Source organism: Quyinboa ferrireducens (assembly GCF_042436675.1).
Classification (GTDB): Bacteria; Bacteroidota; Bacteroidia; order Bacteroidales; family UBA5342; genus JBHJHP01.
Genome location: NZ_JBHMVA010000002.1, coordinates 463646 through 475899, shown reverse-complemented (window position 1 = coordinate 475899; position 12254 = coordinate 463646). Strand labels below are relative to the sequence as shown.

General features: G+C 37.5%; 10 protein-coding genes. 3 read left to right on the top strand and 7 right to left on the bottom strand.

Going from position 1 to position 12254, the window contains the following annotated elements; all coding sequences use genetic code 11:
• Positions 1 to 36: 36 nt before the first annotated feature.
• Both ACE01N_RS05505 and guaA read right to left on the bottom strand, forming a co-directional pair.
• Positions 37 to 456, bottom strand: coding sequence for a helix-turn-helix transcriptional regulator (locus ACE01N_RS05505; RefSeq protein WP_380585627.1), 420 nt, complete (start codon positions 454 to 456; stop codon positions 37 to 39).
• A 1134-nt stretch (positions 457 to 1590) separates the two neighbouring features.
• Positions 1591 to 3123: a glutamine-hydrolyzing GMP synthase gene (guaA, locus tag ACE01N_RS05500; RefSeq protein WP_380585625.1), complete on the bottom strand. Its 1533-nt coding sequence runs from the start codon at positions 3121 to 3123 to the stop codon at positions 1591 to 1593.
• Between the two features lie 158 nt (positions 3124 to 3281).
• Between guaA and amrB the strand changes: the two genes are divergently transcribed.
• On the top strand, positions 3282 to 4721 hold the full coding sequence (amrB, locus tag ACE01N_RS05495) for an AmmeMemoRadiSam system protein B (protein WP_380585623.1): 1440 nt from the start codon (positions 3282 to 3284) through the stop codon (positions 4719 to 4721).
• Here the strand turns inward: amrB and ACE01N_RS05490 are convergent.
• The 5 genes from ACE01N_RS05490 to ACE01N_RS05470 form a co-directional block, all read right to left on the bottom strand.
• Complete coding sequence (locus tag ACE01N_RS05490) at positions 4711 to 5292, bottom strand: hypothetical protein (RefSeq protein ID WP_380585621.1); 582 nt, start codon at positions 5290 to 5292, stop codon at positions 4711 to 4713. The two genes, amrB and ACE01N_RS05490, sit on opposite strands and share 11 nt — an antisense overlap.
• Entirely contained in the window at positions 5292 to 5435 is a 144-nt protein-coding gene (locus ACE01N_RS05485) for a hypothetical protein (protein WP_380585619.1), read from the bottom strand. The genes ACE01N_RS05490 and ACE01N_RS05485 overlap by 1 nt, the downstream gene beginning before the upstream one ends.
• A gap of 47 nt (positions 5436 to 5482) precedes the next feature.
• Positions 5483 to 6394 (bottom strand): tRNA (adenosine(37)-N6)-dimethylallyltransferase MiaA, encoded by a 912-nt coding sequence (gene miaA, locus ACE01N_RS05480; protein ID WP_380585617.1) that lies wholly within the window; start codon positions 6392 to 6394, stop codon positions 5483 to 5485.
• Between the two features lie 3 nt (positions 6395 to 6397).
• Positions 6398 to 6934 (bottom strand): IS1096 element passenger TnpR family protein, encoded by a 537-nt coding sequence (locus ACE01N_RS05475; protein ID WP_375726745.1) that lies wholly within the window; start codon positions 6932 to 6934, stop codon positions 6398 to 6400.
• Between the two features lie 119 nt (positions 6935 to 7053).
• Positions 7054 to 9633 carry an adenosylcobalamin-dependent ribonucleoside-diphosphate reductase gene (locus ACE01N_RS05470; RefSeq protein WP_380585614.1) on the bottom strand — a complete coding sequence of 860 codons (2580 nt, stop codon included), beginning with the start codon at positions 9631 to 9633 and terminating at the stop codon, positions 7054 to 7056.
• A 397-nt stretch (positions 9634 to 10030) separates the two neighbouring features.
• Between ACE01N_RS05470 and miaB the strand changes: the two genes are divergently transcribed.
• Positions 10031 to 11383, top strand: a complete 1353-nt coding sequence (gene miaB, locus ACE01N_RS05465; protein WP_380585612.1) for a tRNA (N6-isopentenyl adenosine(37)-C2)-methylthiotransferase MiaB — start codon at positions 10031 to 10033, stop codon at positions 11381 to 11383.
• 46 nt (positions 11384 to 11429) lie between these two features.
• On the top strand, positions 11430 to 12254 hold the full coding sequence (locus ACE01N_RS05460) for a peptidylprolyl isomerase (RefSeq protein WP_380585610.1): 825 nt from the start codon (positions 11430 to 11432) through the stop codon (positions 12252 to 12254).

Below are 12254 nucleotides of genomic sequence, written 5' to 3'. Positions count from 1 at the left end.
TTGAAGTGCAAATATAGAAAAAATGAAGACAAGAGACTATTCCAAATGCTTATCCAGCACAAATTCATCCATGCTGAAATCATCATAAATCACAACAATTTTTTTGATGCGTTTTGATGCATCCTTTTCCATTGCGATTCTATTTTCCCGTAAAGGCTTGTTCAGAGGGGCAGAGGTGTGTTCCTGTGTATTAAACAAGTTTACTCCATTATCTGCTTTATCGGTCTGAACCGGATGAATCGCTTCGTTTTTATACATCGGGCCTGATCCTGACAGCAGCCAGTCTCCACTAATATCCGGAAAGGTATTTATGATCTTCTGGAGGAAATCCAGGCTGGGTTTGTTCCTGCCAGCCAATATATGAGATATATTTGATCGCTGAACCTCAATCATATCAGCGAATTTAGAAGGCGTAAGTCCCTCTTTTTCTATTAATTCCGCTATTCTGTCCTTCATATTAACGTTAAATGCTGACGATATTCAGTTTAAACCCGGACCTTACACGTAAAAAAGACCGGTTTTTGATGTTTACATATTACACTATTCAAAATTACAAAACTAGTTACATATCTAAAATTCTATTTACTAACATTCAATTCACAAAAGACAACATGTAACATTTGTAATTCAATCATTGAATTTATAATTGTAAACACTATTTACATATTTATTATATTACAAATGTATACACTACTAAATGCCAAAGGTTGTATTAAAGCCGGAAACTCCTACTCTTATTTGCAACAGCTAACAATGATTACGACTATTAACCTCTATAAAAGGGATTATATAATGCTTTTGTGATATTAAATATCTTGAGTAGGGGCCTGTAAACAATATTTACAACTATAAAATTATGTTTATTTACAGTTATTTATTCAATTAATATCTAATATAACTTTATATAAATTATATAATAATTTGGTAATAAGTATTATAAGTAATGAATTATGTTGGAAAAGAAATAGTTTAACTTTGATCTAATATAAATCAATTATAATCGGTATTATAACTTGAATTAAATATATTATATAACTGATTATATGGTAATTATATTAAGTAATAGGATAATTCCTAACAATGTTAAATGTTTACATATTAGAATCTCATTGCAGTTTACTTTTTTAAATAATAGTAATTTATATTTGTGATCAAATAAATATAAATGCCATATGTAACTTATTTTGTTCGAAAATTCACATTAATAACTTCAAATTTACATTTCACATCTGTAATTTTGTCAGATTTGTAATTTTACACATGTTCTCCACTCCTATAAATGCAATAAGTTATAAACCGGCGTAAAATAATCTATCTTATTTGTTTATATCCAAGCTTATTTGATCCTGTTAATAAGGATTGATTAAAAAAATTAAAATCAGCAATCGGGCTTCCCACTCAAACAAACAATATTCTTAAAATTCAGCGCTTTACCCTATCCCTTATTCGGTCGATAGGCAAATACTGAATTCTCAGAGGCTTAAAATCAGTATTATATGCATATAATAATCTTAATACCAGTGAATTATGCATAAAAAAACGCCTTAGCTGTATATGAACAATTAAGGCGTCTTCTGTATTTTTATATGTTTATTCCCACTCAATTGTGGCAGGTGGTTTGGAACTGATATCGTAAACCACCCGGTTTATTCCACGCACTTTATTGATAATGTCGTTCGATACTTTTGCAAGAAAATCGTACGGAAGATGTACCCAGTCTGCCGTCATCCCATCAGTGGAAGAAACAGCACGGAGCGACACCACATTTTCGTAGGTACGTTCATCTCCCATTACGCCTACTGACTGTACCGGCAATAACATCACACCTGCCTGCCAAACCTCATCATATAAATTCCACTCCCTCAGTCCGTTGATAAAAATTGCATCAGCTTCCTGCAGTATCCTGACTTTCTCCGGTGTTACATCACTTAAAATTCGGATTCCAAGTCCTGGCCCCGGGAACGGATGGCGTCCCAGCAATTCCTGCTTGATGCCCAGTGCTTTACCTACCCGGCGTACTTCATCTTTAAACAGAAGATTCAACGGCTCCACTACTTTCAGCTTCATGAAATCCGGTAATCCACCTACATTATGATGCGACTTGATCGTAGCCGATGGACCGTTGACAGACACAGACTCAATCACATCAGGATAAATTGTTCCTTGTCCCAGCCATTTTACATCTTTTATTTTATGCGCTTCATCATCAAATACCTCAATGAAATCACGACCGATAATCTTACGCTTTTGTTCCGGTTCAGTCACACCCGCAAGATCGCCTATGAATTTCGCGGAAGCATCAACGCCAATCACATTCAATCCCATGCCTTTATAGGTATCCAGTACATCCTGAAACTCATTTTTGCGCAATAATCCGTTATCCACAAAAATACAGGTCAGATTTTTGCCAATGGCTTTATGCAAAAGCGTTGCAGCAACAGAGGAATCCACACCTCCCGATAAGCCCAAAACTACTTTATCATCTCCCAGTTTTTCTTTCAACTCATTTACAGTAGTTTCAATAAACGATGCCGGAGTCCAGTCCTGCTTACATCCGCAGATATCCACTACATAATTTTTAAGCAACTTTATGCCTTCTGTTGTATGGTAAACCTCAGGATGAAACTGAATAGCATACGTTTCCTCTCCCTGAATATGATATGCAGCGTTAACCACATCATGCGTACTTGCAATGACCTCAAAGTTTTCAGGCAGCCTTTGAATGGTATCACCGTGAGACATCCAGACCTGTGTATCCGGTGTCATATCTTTCAGCAAATCAGAGTACTGACTAATAAATGACAATCTTGCCCTTCCGTATTCCCGCGAATCAGAGGCTTCAACACTACCACCGGAACTCTGGGCCAGATACTGTGCTCCATAACAAATACCGAGCAAAGGTAAATGTCCTTTAATGCTTGTTAAATCCGGGAAAGGAGCATTTTCATCCCTTACCGAATATGGACTGCCGGAAAGAACCACGCCCTTAACTGTTTCATCCATAAGCTCCTGAGCTTTATGATATGGATGAATCTCACAATACACATTGAGTTCACGAATTCTACGGCCGATCAGCTGCGTGTACTGTGAACCAAAATCCAAAATCAAAATTTTTTCCTGCATACCTCTTTGAAATACTGAAAATTATGGCGCAAAGATAATACAAAGCAACGCTCCTTCAAACCCATTTTTTTAACACCTTTTCATAAATGTTACTTTCTCTGTTTGAAGCATTTTGCGTAAATTTATCAGACTCAATACAATGACTTAAGTTTGAGCCCATGTATAATTTTAAAAAAAATAATCTGCAAATTCTGGAAAACGACAGGAGACCTGTAGTTGCCGGTAAATTTTATCCTTCTTCTGCCAGCGAGTTGAAAAGGGATTTGGAATCGATCTTTTCAGAAAGCCCCTCATATCACATAGAAGAGCCATTACGCGCACTAATTGTACCACATGCAGGCTATATCTTTTCGGGTCATGTGGCCGGATCAGCCTATAAAGCACTTAAAAAATTTGATACTCCCGTTAATATTTTTCTTATCGGCAGCAGTCATAGCATGAATTTTGGCGGAGCAAGTATTTATAATAAAGGCGATTATGTAACTCCTTTGGGTAAGGTAAAAGTCAATAAGGAACTGGCAAACCAGCTCTTTAAAATAAATGAGAATATAACTTACTTCCCGGATGCACATAAAAATGAACATACACTGGAGGTTCAGTTGCCGTTTTTGCAAATGCTGTACGGTGATGACCTGCAAATTGTTCCAATTATTATCGGTACAAAAAATAAATCCATCATCAAATCAATTGCAAATGCTTTAAAGGATTATCTAAAAAGCGAAAATCTGTTTATTGTTAGCAGTGATTTCAGCCATTATCCATCCTATCACGATGCAACGCTGTCGGATGGATTAATCGCCAAATCAATTATCAGTAATGATCCCGAGGTATTTCTGAATACAAAGGAAAAAGTTGAGGGCATGCAATATGATAACCTCGTTACCTCCATTTGCGGTTCGAGTGCAATTCTGACTTTGCTCTATATGACAGAAAAAAGCAATTTTCATTATAAATTATTTGAATATAAAAATTCCGGTGATCATGTATATTTCGGAGATAAAACAAGAGTTGTAGGCTACTGGAGCATTGGTATTACAAAGCCAAGAGAAGTTTTTCACATCAACTCCGATGAGCGGAATTCTCTGTTACGCATTGCACATCGCACACTGGAAAAATACATTGGGAATCATAATATTGATCCGCTCGAAGATGTTGATCTAACATCTGCCATGATGACCCCTGTGGGTGCTTTTGTATCCATTTATTCCAACGGCAAACTTCGCGGTTGCATAGGAAGGTTCAACCCGGATTATCCCCTGTACAAAATTGTTCAGAAAATGTCTGTAGCAGCAGCAACTGCTGATAACCGGTTTTCACCGGTTCACCGGGATGAATTATCAGATTTGGAAATCGAAATTTCTGTGTTGACACCACTGGACAAGGTTCATGATATAAAGGAGATAAAGCTTGGTAAACACGGTATTTATATCAGGCAGGATAATAAAGCCGGAACTTTACTGCCACAGGTTGCTACGAAAAATAACTGGACACTGGAAGAATTTTTAGGCCGTTGCTCCAGAGACAAAGCAGGCATAGGTTGGGACGGATGGAGAAGAGCCGAAATTTTTAAATACGAAGCGATAATTTTTAAGGGCTGATTTTAAACTGCTTAAGATAATTCTTTGCCGGCTCAGAGATCAGACTGAATCCGTATTCATCGGCACTGTAAGCCTTCTGAACCAGCCTGTTGGATTCAAATAATTTTTCTTCAAAATTGTATCCTTTGTATGAATTATGTATATACAGTGTATCCAGCAGTATTTTATCATCCACCAGATTCCCGGTTAAAAAACCTACAATTTCATAATTATCATATATCAGACGAAGTTCGGAGTCATTATTTTTATAATTAAAATACGGGTAATAATGTTCTATGTCGGTTTTAAACCTATCCATAAACTTTTGAACTAAGGGATCATGCCAATCTTCTTTTTTAAGATATAGATGAAGATTTTTGTTATTCAGTTTCACCAGGTACCAGATATTAACCACTACCAGAAAAGCGTTCATCAATAGTACCGGCCATGAATCAATCAATGCGCCATATACTGTAAAAACAAATGCACCGGACATATTAATCCAGCGAAGTTTTTTTACTGAAGACATTAAAAGACTAAGCGCTACCAACGCGGACGCAAGGTAACCGATCCATTCCTGCCAATTGTTCATCAAGCTGCCTTAACTTTCATAGGTTTACAAACTTTATCCTCCTTTTTAGCCTGCCGTCCACACTTTTTACACTCGTATTTTGGCTTTTCAGGAATCTTTTTTGAATAATCTTTATCAGATAATTTACACCTTTTGTTTCCCATTTTTATAAATTATAACAACAACCAAAACAACTCAATAAACATTCTGTTTAATGTTTTAATATCTTTTGCCTGATATGTTCAGTTATTTTGTGAATATTGTACGGTGAAAACCATGTCATTTCTTCATCCTTCTTAAACCAGGTTAACTGCTTTTTTGCATATCGTCTGGAATTCCGCTGAATCAGTTCCACTGCCCGTTCAAGGGAAATTTTTTCATCGAAGAATTCAAATATCTCCTTGTATCCAACTGTATTCAAGGCATTCTCATTTCTGTATTTTTCAAGTGATCTTACCTCTTCCACCAGGCCATCATCTATCATTTTATGCACTCTTTGGTTGATCCGGTTATATAAATCACTGCGTGGCAAATCCAGTCCGATTTTTATCATATTGAACGGCCGGTCCTTGACTTGTTTTGTTCTGAACTCTGAAAATGGTTTTCCGGTAGTCAGACATATTTCCAGCGCATGTATAATCCGAACCGGATTTTTAAGATCTGCTTCTTTATAGTACACTGGATCCAATTTTTTTAGCTGCATACGTAAGCCTTCCATCTCGCCACGTTCGTGAGCCGCATACAGTGTTTTGCGTATTTCAGGATCAACATCCGGCATCAGGTCAATGCCTTTAGTTACTGCATCTACATATAACATGCTGCCGCCACATAAAATCGCCATGTCAGTTGTTTTGTACAGATCATCCAGTAAAGCCAGAACATCGTGTTCATATGTACTGGCATTGTAATACTGTTCCGGTTCAAGAAACTGTACAAAATGATGCTTTGCCTTTTGAAGTTCTGCCGCAGTTGGTGACGCCGTTCCGATTGTCATGTATTTGTAAAACTGCCTTGAATCGGCAGAAATTACATCACAGCCAAAATGTTTGGCTAATTCAATACTCACACCTGTTTTTCCAACAGCAGTTGGGCCGGTAAGGATGATAAGGTTTTTATCGGGCATCAACTAAAAATATTCTTCATAGGAATCAGAGTCGAGATCTTCGAAACGGATATCGTTAAATTCATCGTCAAACTCATCGTCTTCCTCTGTCAGACCAAGTAAGGATGATACTTCATCCAAACCAATATCATCCAAAAGAATCTGCTCAGGAGGCTCACCCTCCGACTTTATCAGAGCAGGTTGGGCAATGGTTCTATTTTCGCTTATTGAAAGTAATTCAATAAAGAAACCACGGTTTGAGAAAAAATCAAACTGGTAAATCAGTCTGTCCTTTTTGTTCATTAATATATCCTGAAGTTTTACATCCTGCATAATCAGTTCCTCATCACCGCTACGTCTGTCCATTTTAATGAGGGTGATCTCCTGTCCTTTGTCCCACTCATCATCTGACACAAAAAACGATGCAATCTGGCTGGTATCATAACCTACACTTTCCTGAATAGCTTCATGTAAATCAAGAAATGTAGCATCGCTATTGATGAGAATTTCACGAACAAAATCCTCTCTTTCTCCGGATAAAATTAAAAAGTGATATAGCATGTTGTCGTCCCCTGTTTTATAACTTCAAATTTAAAGAAAAACCTATGGACAATCCAAAAAGTTTATAAAAAAGGCACCTCAAAATTGAAGTGCCTTGTAAATATCTGTATCTCAGTTGATCAACCACATTTAGAATTTCCACAGGAAGTACAGATCAGACACCCCTCCTGATAGATCAAAGAATCACTGTTACAGTTCTGGCAATGTTTCCCGTGAGCTTTGGTCCCGTCAGGAATATATTTCTTAAGGGCACGTTCAACACCGTTTTTCCATGTATTGATGGATTCACTATCCAGATCCAGTCCCTGTATAAGTTTGGCTGCCAGATTTATAGGCATACCATAACGCAATACTCCTGAAATTAATTTTGCATAGTTCCAGAATTCAGGGTCAAATTTGCAACTCAGTCCCTCGATGGTTATTTTAAAGCCACGACGATGAACGTACTGAAAGTCGTAACGCTTATGACCTTCTTCATCCACATTCTTAATAATTTTACCTTTTGTAACCCATTTGGGTAGCAAAATTCCGTCTTCGTCATCTGCAAGACCGGTAAAAATTTCATAGGGTCTTCCGTCCAATAAACCAACGAAAGCAATCCATTTTTCCTTGTTATTCTGAAAACGAACCACATCAGTTTCCAGTTCTTTCGGACGTTCTTCAATCACCCGTACTGAATCTTCGCCGGCGACAGTGGCATCTTTTTTATCTTTATCTGATACCAAAACACCTGAACGTGATCCATCTCTGTAAACTGTCACACCCTTACAGCCTGATTTCCAGGCTTCAATGTACAATTCACCAACAAGTTCCTCTTTCACGTCTTCAGGCAGATTGATGGTTACACTTATGGAATGATCCACCCACTTCTGTATTCTTCCCTGCATTTTCACTTTCTGAACCCAATCCACATCATTTGAAGTTGCCTTGTAGTAAGGTGATTTAGCAACAATCTCATCCAGTTCTTCGTTGCTGTACTTTTTTGAAGTGTCATACCCGTTCACCTTCATCCAGTCGAGGAATTTATGATGGTATACAGAAAATTCTTCCCATGAATCTCCCACCTCATCCACAAAGTCCACTTTAATACCGGGATCATTCGGATTAACCTTTCTGCGACGGGTATAATACGGCAGGAATACCGGTTCAATGCCTGATGTTGTCTGAGTCATGAGGCTGGTTGTTCCGGTTGGAGCAATGGTAAGACAAGCGATATTACGACGTCCGTATTGCTGCATCTCTTCCAGCAGAGTTGGATCAGCATCAGCTAACCTGTTAATGAACGGATTATTTTTTTCACGTTTGGCATCAAATATCGGGAACTGACCACGATCCTTTGCCAGATAAACTGATGAACGATAGGCTTCAACAGCAATGGTTCTGTGAACTTTTACAGAAAAGTCTGTAGCTTCCTCCGTTCCATAGCGGTATCCTAAACCTGCCAGCATATCGCCTTCTGCAGTTATGCCAACACCGGTTCTCCTGCCCTGTAATGTTTTATTGCGTATGTTTTCCCACAAATTGCGTTCAACGCGTTTAACCTCAGCTGATTCAGGATCCAGATCAATTTTTTCAATGATTTTATTGATTTTTTCAATCTCCAGATCAATAATATCATCCATCATACGCTGAGCATATGCCACATGTTTTTTGAACAAACCAAAATTAAATGTTGCATTTGGTGTGAATGGATTTTCAACATAAGAAAACAGGTTGATGGCCAGCAGACGACAACTGTCGTAAGGGCACAACGGAATCTCGCCACATGGATTGGTGGAAACAGTTCTGTAACCTAAATCGGCATAACAATCCGGTACAGACTCATTAATCACATTATCCCAAAACAATATTCCCGGTTCTGCAGATTTCCATGCGTTATGAACAATCTTTTTCCATAGTTTCTGGGAATCAATTTCCTTGGTTACTGTTGGATTATTTGTTGCAATCGGATATTGTTGTTTATAGGGATTGCCATTTTCAACGGACTGCATAAAAGCATCATCAATTTTTACGGACACATTGGCGCCTGTCACTTTCCCCTGTTCCATTTTGGCATCAATAAAATCTTCAGCATCCGGATGTTGGATAGACACACTCAACATCAAAGCACCACGTCTGCCATCCTGGGCTACTTCCCTGGTTGAATTAGAAAAGCGTTCCATAAACGGAACCAAACCGGTAGAAGTTAAAGCAGAGTTTTTAACAGGCGAACCTTTTGGACGTATATGAGAAAGATCGTGACCTACACCACCACGTCTTTTCATAAGTTGCACCTGTTCCTGATCAATCTTCATAATACCACCGTATGAGTCAGCATTATCTTCATTTCCGATCACAAAACAGTTGGATAATGATGCAATCTGAAAAGGATTGCCGATGCCTGACATAGGGCTTCCCTGTGGAACAATGTATTTAAATTCTTTTATCAGATCAAACACATCCGTTTCGCTTAACGGATTCGGATATCTTTGTTCTATTCTGGCAATTTCAGATGCCAGCCTTCTATGCATGTCGTTGGGAGTTTTCTCATAGATCTTTCCATGTGAATCTTTTAATGCATATTTATTAACCCATACGCGTGCAGCAAGCTCGTCCCCTTTAAAATAGATTTTAGAAGCTTCAAAGGCTTCGTCAAATGTGTAAGTTTGAGTATCCTGCTGTTTAGCGTCATTTATTAAAACAACATTTTTTACGTCCATCAGTTCTTTTTTTTGCTAAAGATTTATTTTCAATTAGTTATTATACTTCAATTTTTAGAAGAGACAGTCTGCAAGTTAATAACGAATAAAACGCAACAGAAGAATATTGAACCGTAATTATCAACAAAGTTTTTACAGAAAAATTGTTAATTACAATTAACTTAATATTAAGTATTTAATCAATCAACACAGATAAAACTGATAATATTTGTTAATATAATTATATTTTTTTTAGAAAAGTTTTTTCTGCCCTACAACAGAAAACTTTCCTTATTTAGAATGATTCCACAATAAACAGTGTCACCTTTCAAACAAATTTATGAAATATAATGCTTTTTTAAAGCCTTTAATTTTCTTAAACAAAGAGTCCTTGTAATTTTGCATAAATTTTGATTTAATGCAGGAACAAGGGAATAAAAAGCTTTTTATTGAAACCTATGGGTGTCAGATGAATCTTGCGGACAGTGAGGTTGTAGCAACCGTAATGAAAATGGATCATTACGATATAACTAAAAATATTAATGAAGCTGATGCTATTTTTATCAACACCTGTTCTATCAGAGATAATGCAGAACAAAAGGTTTTGAACAGGCTCGATTATTTTAATTCGCTCAGAAAATCGAAGCCCAATCTTATTGTTGGGGTCTTGGGTTGTATGGCAGAACGAACTAAAGATGAACTCATAAAGGAGAAAGGTGTAAACCTTGTTGTGGGTCCCGATGCCTATCTTGACCTGCCTAATATGGTTGGTGCGGCAGAAACAGGAAAAAAAGCTATAAACGTTACACTTTCTACAAGTGAAACTTATAAAGAAATCATCCCGGAACGTATTGGGCCGTCAAGAATTTCAGGATTCGTTTCAATCATGCGGGGATGTAATAATTTTTGTACATATTGTATCGTACCCTATACAAGAGGACGGGAACGAAGCAGAGACACTCAAAGCATCATCCATGAAATTCAGGATCTGAAAGACAGAGGGTTTAAAGAAGTAACGCTTTTGGGTCAAAACGTAAATTCTTATAAGTTTTCTGACGATGATGAAAATGCAACTGATTTTACGGCACTTCTTGAGCTGATTGCCAATACATTTCCGGATATGAGGATACGTTTTACAACCTCACATCCTAAAGACATGAGTAATGAGACACTAATGGTAATTGCCCGCTACTCAAACATCTGCAACCATATCCATTTGCCAGTTCAGTCAGGAAGCTCAAAGATTCTGAAGCTTATGAATCGTAAATACAACAGGGAATGGTACCTGCAAAGGATTGCTGCGATAAAGGAAATTATACCGGACTGCGGCATTAGTACCGATATTTTTTGTGGATTTCATAACGAAACGGATGAAGATCATAATGAAACACTTAGTTTAATGAAACAGGTAGGATTTGATGCTGCATTTATGTTCAAATATTCTGAAAGGCCCGGAACCTATGCAGCTAAAAATCTTGAAGACAACGTACCGGAAAAAATAAAAAAGCAGAGACTGGAGGAAATCATAGACCTTCAGACTCAATTATCTTTAAACAGTAATAAAAAAGATATAGGGAAAACTTTTGAAGTATTGGTTGAAGGTGTTTCCAAACGTTCCCGGGAGAAACTCTTTGGAAGAACGCAACAAAATAAAGTTGTGGTCTTTTCAAAGGAACAAAACAGGATTGGTGACCTGGTTCAGGTTACAATAAATGATGCAACTTCCGCAACATTACTGGGCGAACCTGTACATCAACATCACACCATATAATTTGATCAGCTAGGTAATTCTCTTATTTTTGTAAAAAACAAGCAAAATGAAAAAACTTTTAATTGCTTTGTTGACAACTTTTGTTCTTTTTTATGCCTGTTCTGAAAAAGAAAAGGGTGACGAAAGAATTGCAGTTATAAAGACAGACCTGGGAAACATAAAAATCAAACTTTACAATGAAACGCCCCTCCACAGGGATAATTTCGTTAAACTGGTCAAAGACGGATTTTATAAAGATCTTCTTTTTCACCGTGTTGCCAAAGGAATGATTATTCAGGGTGGTGATCCAAAGAGTAAAAATGCGCCTGCAAATGTACAGTTGGGGTCAGGTGGTCCGGGATATACTATTCCTGCAGAGATTATTTATCCGAAATATTTTCATAAACGTGGCGCATTAGCCGCAGCCAGACAGGACGACAGAGTAAATCCTCTTAAGGAATCCTCCGGTTCACAGTTTTATATCGTGCAGGGTTCGGTTTACGATTCTACGCAACTGGTAAATATTGCGGTTAAAAAAAACGATCTTGAACGTAATAAATATTTTAATAAAATAGTTCCTAAATACAGGGATAGCATGAACACATTAATGTATTCTGACATGCCCGACAAACTTCTGGAATTACAGGATTCAATTATGGCAGAAACTAACCGGGCTTTTATAAAGAACAGCGGTATATTTTCATTTACGCCGGAACAGGTAAAAACATATTCTACCGTCGGAGGAATTCCATTTCTTGATAATGACTATACAGTGTTCGGAGAAGTCATTGATGGCATGGATGTTGTTGATTCCATTGCTGCCATGCAAACCAATCCGTCCACTCAGCGCCCTTTAGAAGACATTAAGTTTACCATCAAAATGCTGAATTAG

Coding starts and splice junctions, on each gene's coding strand:
- ACE01N_RS05505 (WP_380585627.1), bottom strand. CDS start 456: ATGAAGGACAGAATAGCGGAATTAATAGAAAAAGAGGGACTTACGCCT.
- guaA (WP_380585625.1), bottom strand. CDS start 3,123: ATGCAGGAAAAAATTTTGATTTTGGATTTTGGTTCACAGTACACGCAG.
- amrB (WP_380585623.1), top strand. CDS start 3,282: ATGTATAATTTTAAAAAAAATAATCTGCAAATTCTGGAAAACGACAGG.
- ACE01N_RS05490 (WP_380585621.1), bottom strand. CDS start 5,292: ATGAACAATTGGCAGGAATGGATCGGTTACCTTGCGTCCGCGTTGGTA.
- ACE01N_RS05485 (WP_380585619.1), bottom strand. CDS start 5,435: ATGGGAAACAAAAGGTGTAAATTATCTGATAAAGATTATTCAAAAAAG.
- miaA (WP_380585617.1), bottom strand. CDS start 6,394: ATGCCCGATAAAAACCTTATCATCCTTACCGGCCCAACTGCTGTTGGA.
- ACE01N_RS05475 (WP_375726745.1), bottom strand. CDS start 6,934: ATGCTATATCACTTTTTAATTTTATCCGGAGAAAGAGAGGATTTTGTT.
- ACE01N_RS05470 (WP_380585614.1), bottom strand. CDS start 9,633: ATGGACGTAAAAAATGTTGTTTTAATAAATGACGCTAAACAGCAGGAT.
- miaB (WP_380585612.1), top strand. CDS start 10,031: ATGCAGGAACAAGGGAATAAAAAGCTTTTTATTGAAACCTATGGGTGT.
- ACE01N_RS05460 (WP_380585610.1), top strand. CDS start 11,430: ATGAAAAAACTTTTAATTGCTTTGTTGACAACTTTTGTTCTTTTTTAT.